Annotated in this window: 17 protein-coding genes and 1 pseudogene; 6 read left to right on the top strand and 12 right to left on the bottom strand. The window is 46.7% G+C overall.

Annotated features, from left to right (window positions below; translation table 11 throughout):
• Positions 1-51: 51 nt before the first annotated feature.
• Together I2F54_RS14965 and metA are read right to left on the bottom strand one after the other, a co-directional pair.
• Positions 52-1,911 carry a peptidase U32 family protein gene (locus I2F54_RS14965; RefSeq protein WP_195501698.1) on the bottom strand — a complete coding sequence of 620 codons (1,860 nt, stop codon included), beginning with the start codon at positions 1,909-1,911 and terminating at the stop codon, positions 52-54.
• Position 1,912: 1 nt separating this feature from the next.
• A complete protein-coding gene (gene metA / locus I2F54_RS14960) occupies positions 1,913-2,830 on the bottom strand; it encodes a homoserine O-acetyltransferase MetA (RefSeq protein WP_022219463.1) in 918 nt (305 codons plus the stop codon).
• 219 nt (positions 2,831-3,049) lie between these two features.
• Between metA and I2F54_RS14955 the strand changes: the two are divergent.
• From I2F54_RS14955 to I2F54_RS14930, 6 genes and pseudogenes are all read left to right on the top strand, one after another.
• A pseudogene (locus I2F54_RS14955) lies at positions 3,050-3,647 on the top strand (KilA-N domain-containing protein).
• Between the two features lie 370 nt (positions 3,648-4,017).
• On the top strand, positions 4,018-5,931 hold the full coding sequence (locus tag I2F54_RS14950) for a fimbrillin family protein (RefSeq protein WP_195501696.1): 1,914 nt from the start codon (positions 4,018-4,020) through the stop codon (positions 5,929-5,931).
• Between the two features lie 90 nt (positions 5,932-6,021).
• Positions 6,022-6,975: a methylenetetrahydrofolate reductase [NAD(P)H] gene (gene metF, locus I2F54_RS14945; protein WP_009122859.1), complete on the top strand. Its 954-nt coding sequence runs from the start codon at positions 6,022-6,024 to the stop codon at positions 6,973-6,975.
• A 15-nt stretch (positions 6,976-6,990) separates the two neighbouring features.
• Positions 6,991-8,115 carry a DNA polymerase III subunit gene (locus I2F54_RS14940; RefSeq protein WP_195501694.1) on the top strand — a complete coding sequence of 375 codons (1,125 nt, stop codon included), beginning with the start codon at positions 6,991-6,993 and terminating at the stop codon, positions 8,113-8,115.
• A gap of 102 nt (positions 8,116-8,217) precedes the next feature.
• Positions 8,218-9,567 carry a PSP1 domain-containing protein gene (locus tag I2F54_RS14935; RefSeq protein WP_195501691.1) on the top strand — a complete coding sequence of 450 codons (1,350 nt, stop codon included), beginning with the start codon at positions 8,218-8,220 and terminating at the stop codon, positions 9,565-9,567.
• A complete protein-coding gene (locus tag I2F54_RS14930) occupies positions 9,545-10,030 on the top strand; it encodes a gliding motility lipoprotein GldH (RefSeq protein ID WP_195501688.1) in 486 nt (161 codons plus the stop codon). The genes I2F54_RS14935 and I2F54_RS14930 overlap by 23 nt, the downstream gene beginning before the upstream one ends.
• A 2-nt stretch (positions 10,031-10,032) precedes the next feature.
• Here the strand turns inward: I2F54_RS14930 and rodA are convergent, their stop codons facing one another.
• The 10 genes from rodA to tamL all read right to left on the bottom strand — a co-directional run bounded on the left by rodA (position 10,033) and on the right by tamL (position 25,595).
• Positions 10,033-11,490 carry a rod shape-determining protein RodA gene (rodA, locus tag I2F54_RS14925; protein WP_195501686.1) on the bottom strand — a complete coding sequence of 486 codons (1,458 nt, stop codon included), beginning with the start codon at positions 11,488-11,490 and terminating at the stop codon, positions 10,033-10,035.
• A 26-nt stretch (positions 11,491-11,516) separates the two neighbouring features.
• Positions 11,517-13,382: a penicillin-binding protein 2 gene (gene mrdA / locus I2F54_RS14920; protein WP_009122854.1), complete on the bottom strand. Its 1,866-nt coding sequence runs from the start codon at positions 13,380-13,382 to the stop codon at positions 11,517-11,519.
• A gap of 55 nt (positions 13,383-13,437) precedes the next feature.
• Positions 13,438-13,938: a rod shape-determining protein MreD gene (gene mreD / locus I2F54_RS14915; RefSeq protein WP_009122853.1), complete on the bottom strand. Its 501-nt coding sequence runs from the start codon at positions 13,936-13,938 to the stop codon at positions 13,438-13,440.
• Positions 13,935-14,777 (bottom strand): rod shape-determining protein MreC, encoded by an 843-nt coding sequence (mreC, locus tag I2F54_RS14910; protein WP_009122852.1) that lies wholly within the window; start codon positions 14,775-14,777, stop codon positions 13,935-13,937. The genes mreD and mreC overlap by 4 nt, the downstream gene beginning before the upstream one ends.
• A gap of 2 nt (positions 14,778-14,779) precedes the next feature.
• On the bottom strand, positions 14,780-15,802 hold the full coding sequence (locus tag I2F54_RS14905; protein ID WP_004288960.1) for a rod shape-determining protein: 1,023 nt from the start codon (positions 15,800-15,802) through the stop codon (positions 14,780-14,782).
• Between the two features lie 114 nt (positions 15,803-15,916).
• On the bottom strand, positions 15,917-17,440 hold the full coding sequence (gene purH / locus I2F54_RS14900; RefSeq protein WP_009122851.1) for a bifunctional phosphoribosylaminoimidazolecarboxamide formyltransferase/IMP cyclohydrolase: 1,524 nt from the start codon (positions 17,438-17,440) through the stop codon (positions 15,917-15,919).
• Between the two features lie 222 nt (positions 17,441-17,662).
• A complete protein-coding gene (locus I2F54_RS14895; RefSeq protein WP_195501684.1) occupies positions 17,663-19,699 on the bottom strand; it encodes a M13 family metallopeptidase in 2,037 nt (678 codons plus the stop codon).
• Positions 19,700-19,728: 29 nt separating this feature from the next.
• Positions 19,729-21,696 carry a ribosomal protection-like ABC-F family protein gene (gene abc-f, locus I2F54_RS14890; protein WP_195501682.1) on the bottom strand — a complete coding sequence of 656 codons (1,968 nt, stop codon included), beginning with the start codon at positions 21,694-21,696 and terminating at the stop codon, positions 19,729-19,731.
• 430 nt (positions 21,697-22,126) lie between these two features.
• Positions 22,127-23,038 carry a nucleotidyltransferase family protein gene (locus I2F54_RS14885; protein ID WP_009122848.1) on the bottom strand — a complete coding sequence of 304 codons (912 nt, stop codon included), beginning with the start codon at positions 23,036-23,038 and terminating at the stop codon, positions 22,127-22,129.
• Positions 23,039-23,240: 202 nt separating this feature from the next.
• A complete protein-coding gene (tamL, locus tag I2F54_RS14880; RefSeq protein WP_009122847.1) occupies positions 23,241-25,595 on the bottom strand; it encodes a translocation and assembly module lipoprotein TamL in 2,355 nt (784 codons plus the stop codon).

The following is a 25,595-nucleotide window of genomic DNA, read 5'->3' as shown; positions in this document are numbered from 1 at the left end:
ATAAGCTGATTATATGCATTTACTTATACTGTATACCTTATATTTTATACTTCATACTTTCTCTTCACTTACTTTCATCTGGCAGTTCTTGCAGTCAAAGGCGAGACGGAAGCGTTTGCCGTCCGTTCCTACCAGATAATAAGGTTCCCGGTACGGGGACTGTCCCTTTTGATGCATAGGACACCAGCCCATGCTATAACGCAGGCAATGTTTGCAGAACATAAGTACGGCTTCGGGCACGGCCTGTTTCTCGTAAGCCGGTTCTATGGAAGCTACCCCGTGAGCCTGATAAAAGCCGCGGGCGGCAGTATTCATCACATTACCCAAATAGGTCAGGGACGTTATCGGGAAACGGTGGCGGGTAGGTTTCCACACGTGCAACTCACGGCGGTAAGTAATACGACGGGCGGCAATCAGCCTGTCTATCGCTTGGCGGCGCCAGTCGGCTATCGCCGAGGCGGGTATGAACCAGTTCTGCGACAGGTTGATTGCAATGGCGGGAGCCGCTTCCGGGGCACTGTCCCGTACCTCGAAAGGAGTATTTCCCAATTTACCGAGCTGAGTTCGCAGGTTGTCCTGTTGCGGAGTACGCGCAAGTTCTTTTGAAGAGGGGAAAGACAAGGTTATACGATTGTCGTCCTCGTCCTCGGCGGTCAGCGCAAAGCCCGAAGGGGTATCTGCCAGTTCCCATTTTATGCCGATTTTACGCTCGGCGGACTTACGGGCCAGGACGCGCTCAAAGTCCTGGTCGAAATTACGGTAAAGACGGGTGCGCGGTTTGATGCGGGGCATATCGCCTGCCGGATACAATTTGTTGCCGTCCACCCGATTGATGCGGAAACCTTGCAAACGTCCCTGTTCGTCGAGAAAGCAAACACCGTCTCCGTTATGGAAGGGTTTCACTCCGGCCACGGTAAGGTAGTTGCCACGCTGCTCTTTCATCGTTCCCATCTCCTCGCCCAAGGATTTCGGCGTATCGAAAGAGGATATTTCCCGATCGCGGCCTTGCAGAAAGTAATGGGTGAAGCCGCGGCTGAAACTCTTGTCCAATTGTGGCTTGAAACTGAAACGGCAAATGCCCGAGGAAGCGCGTACATACTCCTTGCGGCGGGCAAAGACAGCATCCAGTTTCTGACGGTAAGCGGCTGTGACATTCTTCACGTAAGAAACGTCTTTCAACCGCCCCTCTATTTTCAGGGAAGAAGCGCCGGCATCCAGCAGGTCTTCCAGCACTTCACTTTGGTTCAAGTCTTTCAAAGAGAGCAGGTGCTTGTCGCGGACGATGGTTTTTCCGTCCGCATCCACCAGACTGAACGGCAGGCGGCAGAACTGGGCGCACTCTCCCCGGTTGGCGCTTCTGCCAAAACATGCCTGACTGACGTAGCACTGTCCGCTATAACTTACACAAAGCGCGCCATGTACAAAGACTTCCAAAGGCGTCTCCGGACAGGCCTCATGGATATTGCGTATCTCCTGCAATGAAAGCTCGCGCGCCAGCACCACTTGGCGAAAACCCGCATCCGCCAGGAAACGAACTTTCTCCGGTGTACGGTTGTCCATCTGCGTACTGCCATGCAACGGTATGGGCGGCAGGTTCAGACGGGTAATGCCCATGTCCTGCACAATCAGCGCATCTACACCGATACGGTACAACTCCCAAATCATCTTTTCCGTTTCCGCCAGTTCTTCTTCTTTCAGAATGGTATTTACCGTGACATAGATACGTACATTGTACAAATGGGCGTATGCCGTCAAAGCGGCAATGTCTTCCAGCGAATTAACCGCCGCAGCACGTGCGCCGAACTTCGGAGCACCTATATATACCGCATCCGCACCATGATTGACGGCTTCAATGCCGCACTCCAGATTCTTAGCGGGCGCCAACAGCTCTATTTTCCGTTGCTTTATCATGCTATTTGATATCTTCAATGTTGAACGGGGTTTCCTGATATACAAAGTAGTTCAGCCAGTTGGAAAACAACAGGTTGGCATGCGCGCGCCAACGCACCAATACGCCTTTGTCCGGATTATCATCCACATAGTAATTGCGGGGCATCTCGATGGGCAACCCCTTATCCAAGTCGCGACGGTACTCCGTATCGAGCGTCAGCGGGGAGTATTCGGAATGACCGGTTACGAAAAACTCACGTCCGTTACGCGCCATCACCATGTAGACTCCCGCGTCTCTCGACTCCGAGAGCAGTGTCAGTTCGGGAACTTTCAGAATATCTTCCTTGCGAACTTCCGTATGGCGGCTGTGGGGCACATGGAACACATCGTCAAAACCACGGAAAATGGGATAGAGAGGTTGCAGTGTACGATGCTCGAATATACCGAACATCTTTGCGTCCAACGGGTATTTGGGTACTCCGTAATGATGGTAAAGTCCGGCTTGCGCCGCCCAACAGATATAAAGGGTGGACGTGACATGCGTACGCGCCCAATCGAAAATCTCGGTAATCTCGTCCCAATAGGTCACTTCCTCAAAATCCATCTGTTCCACAGGAGCGCCGGTGATAATCATGCCGTCATACTTCTCGTCACGCATCTTCTCAAAATCCGTGTAGAAAGTTTTCATATGTTCTATCGGAGTATTCTTTGAGGTATGGCTCTTGATTTTCATAAACGAAATCTCCACCTGCAACGGAGTGTTGGACAGCAAACGCACCAAATCGGTTTCCGTCGTAATCTTCAACGGCATCAGATTCAATATGACAATCCGCAACGGACGAATGTCCTGTTGGGTGGCACGTGAATTATCGATAACGAAGATGTTTTCCTCTTTCAGCAGCTCTATCGCGGGAAGTTTATCGGGTAAATTTAAAGGCATAAGCTCTGTTCTATGGTTTAACTAATTACTGTTTACGATTTTAGCGTGTAAAGTTAGATAAAAAATCAGAGCGATATAAATAAATTGCGGAAGTTTTTGTTGAATTATATCCTTTATCGGAATCTCCATATCATATTTTTGCAAATAGTTCATTGGAAAGGAGATAATCTTATGAATTATAGTACCTTTGTGATCGAAACTCAAAGCATCGATTACATAATGGTGAAAATTATCGTTCAAGACACACTGATTACCGTTCTTAATTTTGAAGAACAAGATTATATATCTCTTACCGACATGGCTTCTGCCAAAGAGGGGGACAGCAGAGCGGCGGATGTGATTAAGAACTGGATAAGAAGCCGTTATACGATTGAATTTCTTGGCACATGGGAAGTCATCCATAATCCTAATTTTAAAGTGGTCGAATTCGACCACTTTAGAAAGAGCGCAGGACTACCGTCGTTTGTACTAAGTGCTTCCGAATGGATAGAACGCACAAAACCTTATTCCACCGGAAGTCACACCGGCGCAAGCAAGTATTATTTATGCCAATGAAGCCGACGTGTTGAATGTAGCCATGTTCGGTATGACAGCAAAACAATGGCGGGAAACAAATCCTGACCTAAAAGGTAATATTCGTGATTATGCCACTGTCAATGAGCTGATCTGCCTGTCGAACATGGAAAACCTGAATGCCGTTTTTATCGAGCAGGGTATGACACAAAGGGAACGTCTTGTCAAGCTAAACCAAATAGCGATTCATCAAATGAACATATTGGGAAATGGCGATAATAATAACCATAGGTTATTGGAATAAAGAGCTATGGGATTAAGTTAGGAATATACTTCACGCAACCTGTTTTTTTGAGGTAGCAAAAATTCAATCCACCTTGCTGCATATTACTCAAATTTGTAATAAAGCAGTGTATATACTTTAAATTGAGCGACTGTTTTTGTGATTATTCCAAAGATTTAGTATACTTTTGTACCCTTGTCTTATAGAGATATAAAAAGAAGAAGAAAAAGTACCGGGCTATCAAGCGTGACAGCCAACAATAGAAATCCGGAAGCGTAAATAACTTTCTCATAACATTTGTGGTTCTGCCCAATCTGATATATCAATAACACATAAGCTTTTGAGTACGAACCAAAGACGAAGTTTTTTCGTCTTACAAAACTACTGTGACATGAGTATAATGAAAAACGCTTTCAAGAGGATTAATAATGTGCTATATCTGATTATAGCCTTATTAATAGCCTCTTGCGTCAACAAGATAGACGATGAAATCAAGGAAGGTAATATCCCGATTTCCTTTTCCGTCAAAACAAGTAAAACTACCACCAAAGCAGCCAAAAGCACTTTTGAAACCGGAGACAGAACCGGAATCTTCGCCATGCTGACGGGTAACTCTTTGGATAAGCAACGATATATTGACAACCTGCTGCTGGAATGTGGTGAAGGCAGTAAGCTGATACCCAAGAAAGAAGTATACTATCCGGAAGGTGATGCCACACTGGATTTCATCAGTTATTATCCGTATCAGACCGCAAGTGTATCCAAAGGAAGTTCCTTACTGAACGTTGCTGTCCAAGCCGACCAGAGTAAAGCCGCCGACTACAGCCTCTCCAATTTCATGACCGCCCGTATCGAGGATGTATCCAACAGCGAGAAAACCGTAAAACTGGAATATAAGCACCAGTTTGCGAAAATAAAGTTAGTCCTTACGCCCAAAGAGGGCGAAGATGCAGACGATATGCTCAAAGCCAATCCCAGAATCATAGCTACGGGATTCAAAACGCAAGCCGTATACGACCTGCAATCAGATAAATTATCCGATATCGATGATGCCAGCGAAATGGATATTATTCCTTTCGGCACGTGGAAGAAAGAGGGTAACTCTTTATCCGGTAAGGAGTTTATCGTTATTCCGCAGACACATTCCGACAGCGGACAGGCTTTTACATTGGAATGGAACGGCAAAATCTATATCTGCTCTCTCCCGTCGGCAGCCATCAAGGAGGATACGGAATTGGAAATTCGTATCAACGCGCTGCAAAGTACAAGCGAAACCCTGACCGGAGTTATCGCCGGCATCAAGGAATGGGGATTCAGCGAGCAAGGAGAGAGCGAAAACAGATATGACATCACCGCCATCCATACAGCCTCACTGTCATTCAAAACATCCGACGTCTACAGAATATATCATCAGGGAAAGCCCGTGGCAGAAGTATGCCGGGAGTACCTTTACGCAACCGCTGCCGATGCTGTCAATTCCAAAGCGATTGTAGTCTATCCCGTACAAGACAATGAGCGGACGGACTTAATGAACGGTATCGTTTTACAACTGCCGGACAAGACCGCCATGATACACGGCGGCAGGGTGAGCTGGAATGAATCGGAAAACTCACTGGCCTACACCTCCGGGCACTCCCAACCTATCGAAAAGTTCTATATAGACGCAAGCAAAAAGATAGTCACTGAAAAACCTGCCGCTGCAACGCTGGCTATCAATGTCAGCAGCTATGTAATCAGAGATATACGAAACGGGATTTTACAAACCTATCCTATCGTGAAAATAGGTACACAGTATTGGATGAAAGAAGATTTACAAGCCGCCTATTATAACGATAGCAGAAGCATGCCTCTCGGAAAAACCCTTGGTGGAGGCGAAAGTTACTTCAAATGGGCCGATTGTGACGCCTGCTTTTATAACGGTGAAGCAGTCCTGACCGAGAAGCTGGCTCCGCTGGATTGGAAACTGCCTGCTCCAAATGATTGGAGCAGGTTGAAAGAATACGTGGGGGAGAATGCTTCCGCACTAAAAAAGGCGGATGCATGGAGCTCCGACGTTTATTCCGCAACCAATGAAACCGGATTCGGCATTCAGCCCAGAGGACTGCTTCTGGAAAGAGAAAACAAAACAACCTTGGTAAACGCAAATTCATCTACCGCCTACTGGGTGTACAACAGTACACAAAAGCAATTGGATACGGTCGTAATGTTTACGAGCGGCAATAACGACATCGCTTTAAAGAATGCCGTCAAACCGGAAGGCAAAGATTATTATAATGCGTTTTCCGTTCGCTGCATAAAAGAATAGCCTGCCCGGCGGGTATTTCTCATTTCTTTTTCGTATTTTTGTTCCCAATGTGCAGGATTCTGCTAATTAGACAAAGACAACGAAGAAGAAATGAGAGTAATCGATCTGATAAACAGTAACGAAAAAACAGCTTTTTCTTTTGAGATATTGCCCCCTCTGAAAGGTACAGGCATCGAAAAGTTGTACGAAACGATAGATACATTACGGGAATTCGACCCTAAATACATCAATATAACCACACACCGCAGCGAGTACGTGTACAAAGACCTCGGCAACGGACTGTTTCAACGCAACCGGCTTCGTCGCCGTCCGGGAACCGTATCCGTGGCGGCAGCCATCCAGAACAAATACAATATAACGGTAGTGCCGCATATTCTTTGCAGCGGTTTCAGCCGTGAAGATACCGAGTACGTATTGCTTGACCTGCAATTTCTGAATATCACAGACCTTTTGGTGTTGCGCGGAGACAAGGCGAAGCACGAATCCGCCTTTACACCCGAAGGCAACGGTTATCATCACGCCATCGAATTGCAAGAGCAGATTAACCAATTCAATAAGGGTATCTTTGTAGACGGTTCCGAAATGAAAGTCACCAATACTCCTTTCTCATACGGAGTGGCCTGTTATCCGGAGAAGCACGAAGAAGCTCCCAATATCGATACGGACATTTACTGGCTGAAGAAGAAAATGGAGACCGGAGCGGAATATGCCGTTACCCAATTATTCTATGACAACCGGAAATATTTCGATTTCGTAGAACGCGCCCGCAAAGCCGGGGTTACCATCCCCATCATACCGGGCATCAAGCCATTCAAGAAGCTGTCACAGCTCAGCATGATACCCAAAACATTCAAAGTGGACTTACCCGAAGAACTGACAAAGGAAGTCTTGAAATGCAAAAATGACGCCGAAGCGCAACAAGTGGGTATCGAATGGTGCGTACAGCAATGCAGGGAATTGATGGAACATCGTATTCCCAGTATCCATTTCTACTCCATAGGCGCGGTAGACAGCATTAGAGAAGTAGCCAAACAGATTTATTAACCAAATAGCGGCACCGTGTTTTTTAAAGATGTAATCGGCCAGGACGCAGCCAAACAGCGATTGATACAAGAAGTGCAGGAAGGACGCATTCCTCATGCGCAATTGTTCTGCGGACCGGCGGGAGTAGGCAAACTTCCGCTGGCTATGGCGTATGCCCGTTACATCTGTTGCCCGAACCGTACTGAAACCGATGCCTGCGGCACGTGTCCTTCGTGCGTGAAGTGGAATAAACTGGTACATCCAGATGTACACTTCGTATTTCCCATTGTGAAAAGCGCCAAAGGGAAGAAAGAAGTCTGCGACGACTACATAGCAGACTGGAGACGTTTTGTACTGAACACCCCCTATTTCTCACTGAATCACTGGCTGAACGAAATGGGAGCAGAGAACGGACAAGCGATTATCTACGCAAAGGAAAGCGATGAAATCACCCGTAAACTCAGCTTGAAATCCAGTGAAGGCGGCTATAAGGTAACCATTGTATGGCTGCCGGAAAAGCTACACGAGGTCTGCGCCAATAAGCTATTGAAACTGTTGGAAGAACCGCCAGAGAAAACAATCTTCCTTTTGGTTTCGGAAGCCCCCGAAATGATATTATCCACGATACTCAGCCGTACGCAGCGTTTCAATATCCGCAAAATAGAAGAAGCGAGCATAGCAAACGCACTGCAACAAAAATACGGCGTACAACCGGTGGACAGCCAGACCATTGCGCATCTGGCGAACGGGAACTTCATCAAGGCGTTGGAAACCATCCACCTGAATGAAGAGAACGAACTCTTTTTTGAATTGTTCGTCAAATTAATGCGTCTCTCCTATCAACGGAAAATACGGGAAATGAAGCAATGGAGCGAACAGCTGGCAGTCATGGGACGCGAACGCCAAAAGAATTTCCTGGAATATTGCCAGCGCATGATACGGGAAAACTTCATCTATAACCTGCATCGGAAAGAGATGAATTATATGACGCTACCCGAACAGAACTTCGCAACCCGATTCGCCCCGTTCGTCAATGAGCGGAATGTTATGGGCATCATGGATGAGCTCAGTGAAGCGCAGGTTCATATCGAACAGAATGTGAATGCCCGTATGGTATTCTTTGATTTTTCACTGAAAATGATTGTTCTGTTGAAGCAGTAAGAAAAAATATCATCGGAAGATATTTCCGGATAACAGGATGATAAAACAATAAGATAAGAGAATAAATATAAAGAGCATTTGAATCGTAAATAAAATAAAGAAATGGAATTTAAACTACATAACGGAAGCGGTAGTCTCTGCTGCAAAAGCTGCGGCAGGCAAGACAAACAGCTGAACACCTACGACTGGCTCGCCGATATTCCGGGCAATGCCGAAGAATCGGACATGGTGGAAGTTCAGTTCAAGAATACCCGTAAGGGCTATTTCCGCAACAGCAACAAAATTCCTTTGGAAAAAGGTGATATAGTGGCCGTAGAAGCTACTCCCGGACATGATATAGGCGTAGTAACCCTTACGGGACGGCTTGTTCCGCTACAAATGCGTAGAGCAAACATCAAGTCGGAAGCAGATATCAAACGTATCTACCGCAAAGCCAAGCAGGTGGATATGGAGAAGTATAATGAAGCGAAAGCGCGCGAACACAGTACGATGATTCGTGCCCGCCAGATAGCTCTTGACCTCAACCTCAACATGAAAATCGGAGATGTGGAATATCAGGGAGACGGCAACAAAGCGATCTTCTACTACATTGCCGATGAACGCGTAGACTTTCGCCAACTGATTAAAGTGCTTGCCGACGCTTTCCATGTACGTATCGAGATGAAACAGATCGGTGCACGTCAAGAGGCCGGACGTATCGGCGGTATCGGACCTTGCGGCCGTGAGCTGTGCTGCGCTACCTGGATGACGTCTTTTGTTTCCGTTTCAACCAGCGCCGCCCGTTTTCAAGACATCTCACTGAACCCGCAAAAGCTTGCCGGACAATGCGCCAAACTGAAATGCTGCCTCAACTACGAAGTGGACTGCTACGTAGAAGCGCAAAAACGCCTGCCTTCCAAAGAAATCGAATTGGAAACCAAAGACGGCGTATTCTATTTCTTCAAAGCCGATATTCTCAACAATCAGATAACTTACTCCACAGACAAGAATATTCCGGCCAATCTGGTTACCATCAGTGGCAGACGGGCTTTTGAAGTTATCGGTCTGAACAAGAGAGGTATCAAGCCGGAAAACCTATTGGAAGAGACACATCGTGCCGAGCCTAAGAAACCGGTAGACTTATTGGAACAGGAAAGTCTGACCCGTTTCGACCGCAACCGTAAGAACAAAAACGGCGGAGACGGCAATAACAATGGAAACGGTAACGGAAACAATGGCGGTAACCGGAATAAAAAGAGAAAAAAGAACCCCAATAACCGACCGCAAGGCGGTGAACAGTCTGCCGCTCCGCAACAACAAGAGCAACCCAGACAGCAGGGAGACGAAAAACGACCGCAAGGAGATGAAAGACGCTCACAACGGAATAACAACAATCGTAAACGTCCTCATAACAACAGACCCAAACCTCAGGGAGATAAACCTGTTCAAAATGACAAACCCGCCCAAGAATAAGATAAAGTTTCTGAGATATATCATACTTCTGTTTATCGTAAGCGCATCAGGCGCTTGCGATAAACAGACTGTATATCACGCGTTCCAATCCATTCCGCAAGCGGGTTGGAAACGGCAGGACACACTGTTCTTCAAGGTCGCCGTACCCGACTCGCAAACTTATTACAAGCTGACTGTGGAAGTCCGAAACCGTAACACCTATCCTTATCAAAACATAAACTTATCCGTTTGCTATGACAGCCCTGAATCTAAAAAGTTACAGGCAGACACGCTGACAGCCGTCTTAGCCGACAAAGAAGGAATATGGAAAGGAGATGGTTGGGGCGGTTTATATCAGTCTGCGTTTCCCGCCGGAAGCATCAAAATAGAGAAACCCGGCGATTATCTTTTCAAAGTAGCTTATACATTGCCTGACGATATTCTGCCCGGCATCAATGATGTGGGAGTCAAATTACAAAGATAACATTATACCAGCCTCCTGTTTCTCCCCGCATCGATACGCAGGAATATAAACAACAGTATTGTAAAGCCCCATAACGAAGAACCGCCATAGCTGAAGAAAGGCAGCGGAATACCGATTACGGGTGTCAGGCCAAGCACCATACCGATATTTATAAAAAGGTGAAACAAAAAGATGCTCAGCACCGAATATCCGTATACCCTGCCAAACGCGGACTGCTGCCGTTCTGCCAATGCAATCAGACGAAGTATCAGGGTCAGAAACAAAAGTAACACAATCGTTGAGCCGATAAAGCCTTCTTCTTCGCCTACGGTACAGAAAATGAAGTCCGTATCCTGTTCGGGGACATATTTAAGCTTAGTCTGCGTGCCGTTCAAAAAGCCTTTTCCGGTCAGGCCACCCGACCCGATGGCAATCTTCGACTGATTTACGTTATAGCCCGCTCCCGCCAAGTCCTCTTCCATACCCAGCACAACCTTGATACGAATCTGCTGGTGAGGTTCCAATACTTTATTGAAGAAGTAGTCGCTGGAATAGAGAAAACCTATCGAGCCTATGGCAAACAATCCGATAAGAAAATAGCTCCAATGACGTTCGCTCAAAGCAAGAAAGAATAAATAACAGGTTACGACTACGCATAATCCCCATTGCACCCATACCAGATTAAAGGGAGTCATATACTCCGAAACCAGATAAGCAATAAGCAACACGACAAAAGAACCGCCGATGATATTACGGACAGGCTCCCATTTCTTCTTATACACCCATACCATTCCACCGGCAAAGAGCAAAACCATCGACAATACTGCAAACTCTCCGATAGGCGTTGGAGTATCCGCTATGAAAACCTGATCAAAGCGAATTCCCACCACAAAATATACCACAGCGCAAATACCTGAAAAGAGTACCACCCCGGGCATGCCTTCACGATAAAGCATCAAAAAGAAAGCCGTATAAACCAATGCCGAACCCGTTTCCCTCTGAAGGATAATCAGCATCATCGGCAAAAGGATAAGGAAAGCCAGCATCAACGCATTCTTCCAGCTTTTTATGGTAAACAAGTAGGCGCTCATATACTTGGCCAATGCCAATGCCGTGGCAAATTTGGCAAATTCGGCCGGCTGCAGACTGACAGGCCCTAAAATAAGCCATGAACGCGAACCTTTGGTATCAGGAGCGATAAAGATGGTTACAACCAATAAGAGAATGAGCCCTATATATATAATGTAGGAAAACATATCATAGAGCGTATCTTCCAGCATCAGCAAGATGAATCCCAATCCGAATGAACAGACAATCCACATGAACTGCTTGCCCGCACGAGTGGAGAAATCAAGAAAATCACGGTCACCATAGTCGTAACTTGCCCCGCAAACGCTAAACCAGCCGAATACAATCAACATCAGGTAGATTACAATCGTCACCCAATCCAATGATTTCCATATATTGTCTCTTCTTACCATTTATACCGCTAATGTTTGACTGTTTACTACCTTTCCTCGTCTCCGTACAAAATGATACGGTTACTGAACTCCTCCGCACGTATCTCGTTCTCCGGTGATAACTTGCCATGCAAATACTGATCCATCATCATTGCACCGATAGGAACACCGTAAGTCGCACCGAAACCGCCGTTTTCCACATACACCGCAATCGCAATCTTCGGGTCGTTCATCGGAGCGAATCCCATGAATACCGAATGGTCTCTACCCCGGTTCTGTGCCGTACCGGTTTTACCGCATGCCTCCACACCCGGCAGCATTGTACCTACCATACGACAAGTCGCACTACCCGTACTTCCTGTAACAGCGGCACGCATGCCTTCCACGACCTCATCGTAATATTCCCGGTCAACCGAAGTGACACGTGGAATACGATAGATGCTGTCCAGTTCATTATCTTGTATTTCCTTTACAATGTGCGGGGTTATGAAATGTCCCCGATTGGCAATGGTCGCGCCTAAATTGGCTATCTGCAACGGAGTGGCAAGAATCTCCCCCTGCCCGATGGCGATACTGATAACCGTAAGCCCGTTCCAGGAACCACGATATGCCTTATCATAGAACTTCGCATTAGGAATCAAACCGCGTTGCTCTCCGGGAAGGTCGGTACCGAGACGATAGCCGAATCCTTGGGAAACCATATGGTCTTTCCATACCGTTATGGCATTTTGAGGAGAGCCGTACTTCTTGTCGCTGAACATCCGGAACAGTCCCCAGCAAAAGTAAGAGTTACATGAAGTAGCTATGGCCGGAATCAGCGGCAATGGAGAACCATGTCCGTGACATCCCACATGTAAGCTTCCATAATTGAATCCGTGTGCACAGGGAAAAGTCGGATAATCCTCGTGAATGATTCCTTCCTGCAAGAATGTCAAGGCCTGCGCAGTCTTAAAAGTAGAGCCCGGTGGATATGCTCCCATGATTGCGCGGTTCAGCAAAGGTTTCCGTTTGTCTCTTTGCAACATCCGGTGGTTCTTTCCGCGCTGGCGTCCAATCATCAGGTGAGGATCGAAAGTAGGAGAAGAAACCATGCAAAGTATCTCTCCCGTAGCCGGCTCAATGGCTACAATAGCTCCGATTTTATGTTGCAACAAACGTTCGCCCAGCCTCTGCAATTCAATATCGATACCTAAAGTCAGGTTCTTGCCGGGCACGGAGGGGCGGTCGAGCTTCCCGTCCATATAATGCCCCTGGATACGTCCATGCGCATCACGAAGCAGAATCTCCACCCCCTTTTCACCACGAAGATACTTTTCGTAAGATTTCTCGATACCTTGCTTGCCTATATAGTCTCCCCGTATATAGTAATTATCCGCTTCAATATCTTTCTTTGATACTTCGCCTATGTCTCCCAACGCATGTCCGGCGGCATCATAGGTATACTGCCGGATAGTACGCCGTTGGATGTAGAAGCCGGGAAACTTGAATAGTTTCTCCTGAAATACACCGCACTCTTCTGCCGAAAGTTGTGTCATAAACACCTGATGCGTATATTTGGAATAACCGGGATTCATCCAACGGTTCTTTACATCCTTCATCCGCTTCTGAAACTGCTCGAGCGTGATGTTCAACGCACGACAAAAATCCAGCGTGTCAAGCTGTGTCACTTCGCGAGGCACGAACGTGATGTCGTATGCAGGCTGGTTAAAAACCAGCAGTTTACCGTTACGATCGTAGATAGCGCCGCGCGAAGGATATTGAATCTTATTCAAAAAAGCATTGCTGTCCGCATTCTTCTTGTAATCATCCGTCATGATTTGCAAGTCGAACAGACGAATCACGTAAATAAGGACAATGACGACAGCCGCCATACCTATCACATATTTCCGTTTCTCCAGCGTATAATCCTTCATACCATCGCGACCTATGAGTTATAAATACGAATACACATAACCAAGCAACCTCTTTTTACTTCTTCCGTATACCCTCTACCGCCATTATACAAGTTACAGTCAGCAAAGCGCTTGTTACAATTCTCAACAACAACGTACCGATGTGGGCAAAGGAGAAGAATTCGAGGGTAAGCAGCATCCCGTGATGTACCAAGACACTGACAACCAAATATTTCAGAAAAGGAGAGATTCCCATTGTACGGACTGCCGGAACCAATGTATCCAGCGTATCGCGAGGTACGAACAAACGTAAGAATGTAGGACGCAAAAAGGCCAACAGCACCGTAGCCGCCGCATTCATTCCCGGAGTATCGGAAAAGACATCAACCGCCAGCCCGAGAAAGAAAGCCCATAACATCAATGCATTACGGGGCACATCCGACTCAAACTTCAAAATCAGATATATATATAAAAACGGAGTGGCATATCCGGCAATATGCACATTGTTCAGTATCAGCACCTGCAATAACACCAAACCGATAAACCACCCTATCTTATGCAAATAATTGATTATCATTTTTCCCCTTCTTTTTCCAGCATGTCCTGTTCCTCCTGCCCGCTACGCGAAATGACACGCACATTGCTCACTTTACCAAAATCCGTAGCCAGCTTTATCTTCAACAGATACGACAGCCCGTCATGAGAATCGGACATATCATCGACCGTCCCTACCATAACCCCTTCGGGGAACACCGTAGAGTAACCGCTTGTCACTACCGTATCACCCAGGTTAAATTCCGCGTGACGAGGCAAATCTTTCAGATAGGCGAAACGCGAATCTCCGCCTTCCCACTTTAAATAGCCGAAATAATCACTGCCCACAATCTTGCAACTGATGCTCGACTTGCTGTTCAACAACGGAATAACCAGCGAATAGCGGGGAGAAGTCTTATACACGATACCTACTACCCCGTTTGCATCCACTACACCCATCTCCGGACGAATGCTGTCTGACGAACCACGGTCTAATGTAATGTAATTATCCGCCCTGTTCAAGCTGTTCTTAATGACATTCGCCTTGAATATGCGGTAATCATCCGGAGCAAGACGGGCCATGCTATATAACTTTACCGAGTCCAGACCTCGTTCCTGCAGGCTTCTTTCAAGAAAAGCCACCCGTTGTTCCAGCCACATATTCCGGTCGAGCAAATCCTCGTTGACCGATTTCAAATGGAAGTAAGAACTGATGCCTCCCGATATCTCATAAACTTTCCCTGCCACTCCGTTTGCCGAGGTGAAATACACACTCTGCTGATAATGATTGAAGCGGAACAATAAAACAAAACTGGTAACCTCCAACAGAAGAAAGAGGAACCAGTAATTGTATTTAATAAGAAAGTTCAGTAAATTTCGCATACCTATCTCATCAGGAATGAGAAGCGGTCAACATTCTTCAATGCAATGCCCGTACCTTTGGCAACGGCATGCAAAGGGTCTTCCGCAATGTGGAACGGTATGTTAATTTTATCGGTCAGACGTTTATCCAATCCGCGAAGCAGCGCACCGCCACCGGCCAGATAGATACCGTTGTGCACGATATCGGCATACAATTCGGGCGGCGTATTCTCCAATGCGCTCAAGATAGCGGTCTCAATCTTAGAGATAGACTTCTCCAGACAGTGCGCCACTTCCTGATAGCATACGGGTACTTCCATAGGAAGCGCCGTGATACGGTTCGGGCCATGAACGATATAATCTTCGGGAGCATCCTCACCCAATTCGGTCAAGGCTGCGCCTACATTAATCTTGATACGTTCCGCCATACGCTCGCTGACCTTCACGTTGTGCTGGCGGCTCATGTACTCCTGAATATCGGCAGTCAGATCGTCACCGGCAATACGGATAGAGTTATTGGAAACAATACCGCCCAATGAGATAACGGCGATTTCCGTAGAACCGCCACCTATATCCACGATCATATTACCCTCCGGCGCTTCCACATCGATACCGATACCGATAGCGGCAGCCATCGGCTCAAATATCAGGTAAACATCGCGTCCGCCGGCATGTTCGGCAGAGTCGCGCACGGCACGAAGCTCTACTTCCGTACTTCCCGAAGGAACGCCTATTACCATACGGAGCGAGGGAGAGAACAGACGATTGCGGTTGTTCACCATTTTAATAAGTCCGCGTATCATCTGCTCGCAAGCATAGAAGTCGGCAATTACACCGTCGCGAAGCGGACGGATAGTGCGTATGTTCTCGTGGGTCTTTTCGTGCATCATCTTTGCCTTTTCACCCACGGCGATCATCTTGTCCGTACGACGGTCCAAAGCTACTACCGAAGGCTCATCCACTACTATCTTGCCATTTGTGGTGATGATAGTATTGGCAGTGCCAAGGTCCATCGCTATTTCTTGTGTAAAAGAGAATAATCCCATGTTTCTTAAATGAAAAATTAGGAATGAAGAATTAAGAATACTATGCGGAATACCAACGCAAGCAAAGACAGCGCAGACAATTCCTCATTCTTAGTTCTTCATTCATCATTAATATTAGTGTTTAAAGTGACGGAACCCTGTTATCACCATTGCAATGTCATGTTCGTTGCAATAATCAAACGAGAGTTCATCCTTGATACTTCCGCCCGGCTGAATTACAGCCTTAACGCCTTCATTACCTGCAATTTCCACGCAATCGGGGAAGGGGAAGAAAGCATCGCTCGCCATTACGGCGCCGTTCAAGTCGAAGCCGAAGTTCTTGGCCTTCTCAATGGCCTGTTTCAAGGCGTCCACACGACTGGTCTGACCTACACCGCTTGCCAGCAGCTGCTTGCCTTTAGCCAATACAATAGCGTTGGACTTGCTGTTCTTCACTATCTTGTTCGCGAAAAGCATATCTTCGATTTCCTGTGCAGTCGGAGCCTTGGTCGTCACGGTTTTCAAGTCTTCGGAAGTCTCGATCTTCAAGTCACGGTCTTGAACCAAAACGCCATTCAACAAAGAACGGAACTGTTTCTTAGGCAGAGCAGCCTGCTTGCGAACCAGAATTATACGGTTCTTCTTCTGACCGAGAATTTCCAGTGCATCCACGTCATAATCGGGAGCTATGATAACTTCAAAGAATATCTTGTTGATTTCTTCGGCAGCCGCCTTGTCAATCACGGCATTTGTGATGAGCACACCGCCGAATGCAGATACGGGATCACCTGCAAGCGCATCGTTCCATGCTTCCAGTACAGTAGAACGTGAAGCCAAGCCGCAGGCATTGTTATGCTTCAGGATAGCGAAGGTCGTATCCGTAAATTCATCAATCAAATCAACGGCGGCATTGATATCGAGCAAGTTGTTATAAGAGATTTCCTTACCGTGAATCTGGTCGAACATGGCATCGATATTTCCATAGAAATAACCTTTCTGATGCGGGTTTTCACCATAGCGCAAAGTCTTCTGGTTATTGGCGGATTGACGGAAAGCAGACCCTTCTTCACCATCGAAATAGTTGAAGATAGCCGAATCGTAATGAGAAGATACGGCAAAGGCTTCCTTAGCAAACCAACGGCGTTCTTCGAGCGAAGTAGTGGCGCCATGCTCCATCAGTATATCGCGAAGCGGCTGGTACTGGGCTTGGGAAGCAACGATAACAACGTCATTGTAATTCTTGGCTGCGGCGCGAATCAATGAGATACCGCCTATATCGATCTTCTCGATAATAGCCGGTTCTTCGGCACCGCTTGCAACAGTCGCTTCAAACGGATACAAGTCTACGATTACGAGGTCTATTTCGGGTATTTCATATTTTTCTATTTGCTGCATGTCTTGTTCCAGTCCGCGGCGGCAAAGGATACCTCCGAATATCTTCGGATGCAAAGTCTTTACACGTCCACCCAGAATGGAAGGGTATGTGGTAAGGTCTTCCACTGCCTTGCAGGGATAGCCCAAAGATTCGATAAATTGACGGGTTCCACCGGTTGACAGGAACTCTACACCTTCTTCATGCAGTTTGGTAATGATTTCGTCCAAACCTTCTTTATGGTAAACGGATACCAGAGCTGTTTTGATTCTTTTAGTTTCAGACATGGATTTGCGTATTAAAGTAATGCGTACATTTTACTATTTGATGTGCAAAGTTACGAATTTTGTTTATTCATACATACATTCATACACAATAAATTAGGTATAATTAAAAAAGGAAGTTATTATTAAATCCGGCACCTTCGCACAATGACATAAAAAAAGCCCCGCTGAAAAGGCATCCATACCTCTCCAGCGGGACTGAAATCTTTTATGGCAACCGGTCTGTTACCAGATGGAAACCCGTTTTTCTACCGGTACAAACATCGGATCATTTTCCGTCACATTGAAAGCTTCATACCAAGCGCCTATTTGCGGCAAAGCGCCGTTTACACGCCATTTACCCAAAGCATGCACATCGCTCTTAGTACGGTTCAGCACTTCTTCCGGACGGATATTGTTTCCCCATACGCCCGCGTAAGCAAGGAAGAAACGTTGTTCGGGAGTGAAGCCGTCCATTACAGGCAGCGGATTAGCGGCCGTAGCTTTCTTGAATGCCTGATAAGAAACCTGCAAGCCGCCATGGTCGGCAATGTTTTCTCCCAAAGTCATACGGCCATTGCCATACACACCCGGAGCGACTTCAATGCTGTCGAATACATTCACCATAACCTGGGCACGTTCGTCGAAACGTTTGGAATCCTCTTCAGTCCACCAGTCTTTCAAGTTTCCGTCCTTGTCATATTGGCGTCCCTGGTCGTCGAATCCATGAGTCATTTCATGACCGATCACCACTCCGATGGCACCATAGTTGAAAGCGTCATCCGCATTCATATCGAAGAACGGATATTGCAAAATACCGGCAGGGAAGCAGATTTCATTCGTTGTAGGATTATAATAGGCATTCACTGTTTGCGGGGTCATCAGCCATTCGTCTTTATCCACCGGTTTGCCGGCTTTAGCCACCATCTCCGCATGACTCCATTCATTGGCACGCTCCATGTTCGCCCAATATGAATCATCTTTGATTTCCAGTGTAGAATAATCCTTCCAGGTATCAGGATAACCTATTTTCACATGGAAAGTAGCCAGTTTTTCCAAAGCCTTTACCTTTGTAGAATCACCCATCCAAGCAAGATTTTTGATGCGTTCACCCAAGCTTTCCTGCAAATTCTTCACTAAAGTCACCATACGCGCTTTGGCAGCGGCAGGGAAATATTTCTCTACATACATCTGGCCTACGGCTTCACCCAAAGCGGAACTTACAGTACCGACTGCTCTCTTCCAACGGGGTTGCATCTCTTGTGTGCCACTCATCGTACGTTGGTAGAAATCGAAATTTTGCTCCGCCATGGCATCATTCAAAGTACCTGCGGCGGCGTCAATCAATCTCCATTGCAAGTAAAGCCCTTGTTCGTCAACAGGCAGAGTATCCAGAATATCGGCGGCGGCTTTCAAAGAAGCGGGCTGGCCAACGATAATTTCCTTCACATCTTTCAAATCCAGAGCAGAAAGATAAGCGTCCCAATCGAAGGTAGGATAAGCTTTCTTCAACTCTTCCATGCTCATTTTATTGTAATTGGCATGCGGGTCGCGCAACTCCGTACGCGAACGGAAAGCCTTGGCAAGACGTGTTTCCACATCCATCACGACATCCACACCTTTTTTGGCAGTAGCCTCATCGAAACCTGCCAACTGATACATCTTCTGTACGTGCGTACGGAAAGCGTCACGAATCTTAGCGGTAGCCGCATCATTTTCCAAATAGTATTCACGCTCACCCATACTCAGACCCGTTTGATAGGTCTGTACAGCATTCATGCTACTATTCATTTCATCCGCCCCTACATACAGAACGTTATAGGAAACAATACCTTTCTTCTGCATCTCGCCCAACAAGGCATAAAGTTCTTTTTTATCTTTTAAATCCCCCAGCCTGTCGAGTTCAGCCTTAATAGGAGTTATACCATCCTTATTCAGCTTCACACTGTCCATTACGATTTTGTACAAATCACCGACTTTCTGCGCTACACTTCCGGCTTCATGCTGAGTGGCAGCCAGTTCTTCGATAAGCCCCTGAATCTGCTTACGGTTATTTTCCGCAAGAATGGTAAAAGAGCCATACTGTGAGTACTCGGCAGGAATCGGATTGTTCTTCATCCAACCGCCGCAAGCGTATTGGTAGAAATCTGTTCCGGGCAAAGCCGTTGTGTCAAGATCGGCAAGATGAATGCCGGCTGTAAGTTCAGCCTGGTTCTTGCCAGTACCGCAAGCACCTGCCATCAGGCAAAATGCTGCAATGGGTAAAAAATGAAATACTCTCATACTTATATAAAATAAATGTTATTACGTTATCACTCCTTTTTCATCTCCTCCAGTTCACAGGAAGCAGAATCCCATTCTTCCATTACACGGTCTAACTGGGCTTTCAGTTTCTGGTGCTGTTCGTAAAGCGTCATATCCGAAGCACCTTCCGGTGTAGCCATCTTAGCTTCCAGAATAGCAATAGCCGCCTCCGTCTGCTCTATCTCCGCTTCACAATCCGCTACACGACGCTCCAGTTTTTTGAGCTTCTTATTGAGCTCTTTTTGTTCCTCGTAAGAAAGCTTCGCGGCGGAAGGTTGCGCTGCTTCAGCATTACCGCCGGCAGCCGCTTTCCCCGCAGCCGGTGAAACAGATAATGAAGGAGACTTCTGCAAATCGTTCAAGCTCTCTATCTGCTTTTTCTGCAAGAAATCATAGATACCGCCAAGGTGTTCTTTCACCAACCCGCCACCGAACTCATATACTTTAGTCGCAAGTCCATCCAAAAAGTCACGGTCATGGCTGACAATTATCACCGTACCGTCAAAATCACGGATGGCCTCCTTCAGTACATCTTTCGAACGCATATCAAGATGATTCGTCGGTTCGTCGAGAATCAGGAAATTCACAGGTTCCAGCAACAGCTTAATCATGGCGAGACGGGTACGTTCTCCACCGGAAAGGACTTTTACCTTCTTGTCCGAAGCCTCTCCGCCAAACATGAATGCTCCTAAAATATCGCGTATCTTCAGCCGGATATCTCCCACCGCCACCCGGTCGATGGTATCGAAAACCGTCAGGTTTTCATCCAGCAGTTGCGCCTGATTCTGCGCGAAATAACCAATCTGCACATTGTGCCCCAAAGTAAGCTTCCCGGTATAGTCCGTAATCTCATCCATGATGCACTTTACAAGTGTGGACTTACCTTCGCCGTTTTTGCCGACAAAAGCCACTTTCTCACCGCGATTAATAGTGAGATTTACATCGTGAAATATGACATGGCTTCCGTACGCTTTGGCAACATCTTCACAGATAACTGGGTAGTTACCGCTACGGCTGCTGCACACAAACTTCAACCGTAAGGAAGAATTATCCTCTTCGTCCACTTCGATGCGCTCTATCTTCTCCAGTTGTTTGATACGGCTCTGTACCTGTACAGCCTTAGTGGCCTTATAGCGGAAACGCTCGATAAAGTCTTCCGTATCCTGTATCTGTTTTTGCTGGTTTTCGTAAGCACGAAGCTGCTGTTCTCGGCGTTCCTTACGGAGTACCACAAACTCATCGTACTTCACTTTATAATCATAGATACGCCCGCAAGTTATTTCAATCGTACGGGTAGTGACATTATTCAGAAAAGCGCGGTCGTGACTGACAAGCACCACTGCGTTGGCACGGGTGGAGAGGAAGTTTTCCAACCACTGGATACTCTCAATATCGAGATGGTTCGTAGGCTCATCGAGCAGCAACACATCCGGACGGCGAAGCAACAACTTGGCAAGCTCGATACGCATACGCCAACCACCGGAGAACTCACTCGTAGAACGGTCAAAATCCTCGCGGCTAAAGCCCAGTCCCTGAAGGGTACGTTCTATTTCGGCACGATAGTTTGTACCGCCCATCATCAGAAAACGCTCGTTTTCATGGGTAAAACGGTCTATCAATTTCTGATAATCTTCACTGTCATAATCGGTGCGTTCGGCCAACTGCCGGTTCATACGCTCTATATCAGCCTGCATCTCAAAGATATGCTCAAAAGCAAGTTCCGCCTCTTGCATGACGGTACGCTCATCACTGAGTATCATCACCTGAGGCAAGTACCCGATCGTACATTCACGGGGAACGGCCACAACACCGGAAGCGGGTTGCTGAATGCCGGCCAATATTTTGAGCATGGTGGACTTACCCGCCCCATTCTTACCGACAAGAGCTATGCGGTCTTTCTTATTAATAACATAAGAAACGTCTTCGAACAGAGGGGTAGCGTTAAATTCCACCTTCAGTCCTTCTACAGATATCATAGTGTCAATGAATTAATCGTTTAAGGCTGCAAAGGTAGCGATATTATTTTTATTCTCACGCAATCGTGTATTCAAAGCGCAACTACATTCATTTAAATTTCAATGCTTGCATATGACGTATCAAATGATATGGCGAACCGTCTGTCGAGGATTTTATAGTTACAATGCGATGTTTATCGCATTCAGATGTATTTTGAGGCAAGCTCAGTCCCATACTCAGGGTACCTCAGTCGTATACTGAGACAGGCTCAGTCCCATACTTAATCACGCTTTATAAATCAAACTGATAATCAATTAGTTACAAAAACTCTCTTACAACTCATAAACCTTTACAAAAAATCCCCTCTCTCCCTTTACGTCCAACCAACCTGGAGAACAAAAGAAGGAAAAGAGGGGATATTTTTATAAAGTAAACCGCTCGGATATTCCCTTAGAATAACTTAGCGGGATATTCTCCGGCATCTACCAACGCCTGAATCTTATCAACCACACTCTGACGGTCTTCCGGATAAGTCACGCCGAACCATTTACTATTCGTATCGAGTACCTCTACCGTAGCAGTACCGTCATTAATCAGTTTATCCACCATCAAAGGAATAAAGAATTCGCTCTTCAAATTTTCCATATTCTTCGGATCGCTGAGGAATGTCTTAAAGAACTCCTGGCTATAAGCAAAATAGTCGGGAGTAAAGCCCCAGAAGTTCATGCTGACCGGAGTAGTGTCGGGGGTAGCAGTCCACTCGCCATTATCATCGATATACTTCACCTCACCGTCCATACGTTGAATCTTGGTACGTTCTACAACGGAAGTCAGCAGATTATCGGCATCCGTACCGCAAAGACCGCGAGATACCGTGCCGCTTTCACTTAATGTATTTCCAATACGGAAACCCACCATCGAATATTTATTCTTGGAACCATCGGGAAGTTCTGACAAGAATTTACCCATTACCCGGAAAGAATCGCGACCGTAGAAATCATCGCAATTGATAACGGCGAACGGTTCCTTTATCACATCGGCGCCCATCATTACGGCATGGTTAGTACCCCATGGTTTGGTACGGTCTGCCGGGCAAGTAAATCCTTCGGGAAGCGCATCCAGTTCCTGGAACACCAGTTCGCACGGAATATGTCCTTCGTATTTGGAAATGATTTTATCGCGGAAGTCCTGCTCAAAGTCTTTACGGATAACGAAAACGAGCTTACCGAATCCGGCATTGATAGCATCGTAAATAGAATAATCCATAATAGTTTCGCCATTGGGGCCCAGTCCATCTAACTGTTTCAAGCCACCGTACCGGCTGCCCATACCGGCTGCCAATAAGAATAAAGTTGGTTTCATATTAGTTATTATTTAAAAAGGTTAGTGTATCATGGTTGATAACAGATGCAAAAGTAGTAAAATTTATATCAGAAAAGGGGAGATTTTAGTCCATTCTTTTCTATAATCGTACAAAACTCCACCTTATTGACCGGTACTTCCGCATTGAGTCCGTTTTTGGGCAAATACGATTCACTATTGTCTGCAAAGCCGGCAGAATCTCTTAGAACGGATAACCGATGGCGAAATGCAAAGCAAGACTGTCCTTGAACTTAGGAATATTGTAGTATCCCGACTTACCGGTATCATACGGGTCGTGCAGTCCTACTCCGCAGTCCAAACGGAACACCAGAAAATCCATATCATAGCGCAAACCCGCTCCCGTACCCAAAGCCACCTGCTTGGCAAAGTTCTTTAAAGTAAGTTCTCCACCGGGGCGGGAATCATCCTTACGCATCAGCCACACATTACCGGCATCCAAGAACACCGCTCCATGCAAGTCGCCGATGATACGGAAACGATACTCAACATTAGCTTCCATACGTATGTCGCCCACATGGTTGATGAAAGAATACTTACTTTCCTTATCCGGAGCATAACCGCCCGGGCCTATGCTGCGGGCGGAGAAAGCACGTACGCTGTTGGCGCCGCCGATATAGAACTGCTCGGTATAAGGAGCCGACAGCGCATTTCCGTACGACCATATCACTCCTCCGGCAATGCGTGAAGCAATCATCTGGTTTTTATCTATCTTATAGTGATAGCGGAATTCACTGTTAACCTTCAGGAACTGCGCAAAAGGTACACCCAGCAGTTTTTTATCCTTCTCGCTGAACGGTTTGCCGAAGACACGATAAATACACGAAGTCAGATTACCTGCCGAGCTTACCGTCGTCTGCCACCAAATGGGATTGCGCACACGTTGTAAAGAAGCGTTATCATACGTGTACATATATTCCATGACAGGGATAAACTGGTCGCGCAGACTGACGTAGAGCGCAGGATTCTCCGCCTGCAATTCCTTAAAGGCTTCCGTCGGGTTACGAAGCACATTAAACGTAAGTTTAAACGGCGTGAAACTATGTTTGGTCGTACGCTTCGGCTGGAAATCATACGTAGCGTTTCCACCAAACGCCAACAGTTTATAATACTTGGCGCGGTTCAACTGGTCGATGTACAACTTGAAGGTGGTAGTGGCCGGAAAGTCGTACTCCTTATCGCCGAAACGGGGAAAGACCACACGTGGGAACATCAGCGAAGTAGACAATCCCACCTCATAACTGTTCATCAACGAAGACCGGTCTTTACCTGTCTGCCACTCATACGAACCGTCCAGTTTCACATTCCATGCCTCACCGCCGCCAAACACGTTGTTTTTCGTTACGGTGAACGAAGCTCCCGGTCCGGTCTGGTTATTACTTTTCATCTTCACGTTGAAATCCAGTTCGGCATCGTAGGGTTTGTCGAGAGCCGCATGGATATTTACATCCAGCGTATCACACGCGAATGTCGTATCGCGCGGAGTATACTGCATTTCGAGATAGCGGAAGATGCCCACATTATTCAAACGCTCCTGCACACGGGTCTGACGATATAAACTGTAAAGGCTTTGCATGGAACGTCTGCGGGAGATACCCGTACTGTCCTGCACCTGGCGTTTCTGACGATATGCCTGATAGTTGAGCCACCTGTAAATCATGTTGGGACGTACCCGCAATTTATCATGATAATAGATGCGCAGTCCCTTATAATCCATGCTGTCGTTAGGAGCCTCTCCATGCTTGCCATAGAGGTGGAATGCTTTACTGCCCACATAAAACGGTTTTTCGGCGACAGAAGGCATACCGGGAGCAGGCACCATACGCATCACGACATGGCCGCCGGGCACTAAAGTCGTATCAGCCTGATAAGTCAGATAGTCGGGACGGAAATAATAGCACCCTACATTACGCAGCAAAGTACTGATACGAGTACGCTCTCCGTCGAGGTCGGTCACATTAAACTGTTCTCCCGGACTGATGAGCGAACGGCGGCGGCTCATATTCATAATGCGCGACGTACGTTCACTGAAACCGTGGTAGTAGACCGTATCGATAAAATAAGGATTACGCATGTCCACCGTATATTGCAGCTTCGCCTTTAATGAATCTTTCGGATTTACAAACGTCTTATAACTGACCGTACCGTTGAAGTAGCCGTAGTCCCGCAACAGATTAGCAGCAGCCTTCTGCCTGATATCAGGATTGACGGACGACATCAATACCGGCTTTGCAGCAAAGCGGTTGAATATCCACTTTCCAAACCCCTTCTCATATTTCACAAATCCATTGTAAATCCATAATCCCACAGGGAACGGTATGCGGATACTGGAACTGCCCAGCAAAGAGTTGTTCGGAGCAGTGGCCAGCGCAGCTTCCACCTCTTCCATGGCGGTTTCGCCTACCGGAGTCTTGCTACGGTTCTCGACAATCATCGTTTTTTGTCCCGTATACAGGATTTCACCTTCCGGCAAATGCTTGGTTGTGGAACATCCTGCCAGAAACAGTATACCCGCTATATATAATATCAGTCGTTTCAT

It is taken from the genome of Bacteroides clarus (assembly GCF_015555825.1).
Classification (GTDB): Bacteria; Bacteroidota; Bacteroidia; order Bacteroidales; family Bacteroidaceae; genus Bacteroides; species Bacteroides clarus.
Note: the sequence above shows the minus strand (reverse complement) of the source record. Positions and strands in the feature narration are given on the sequence as shown.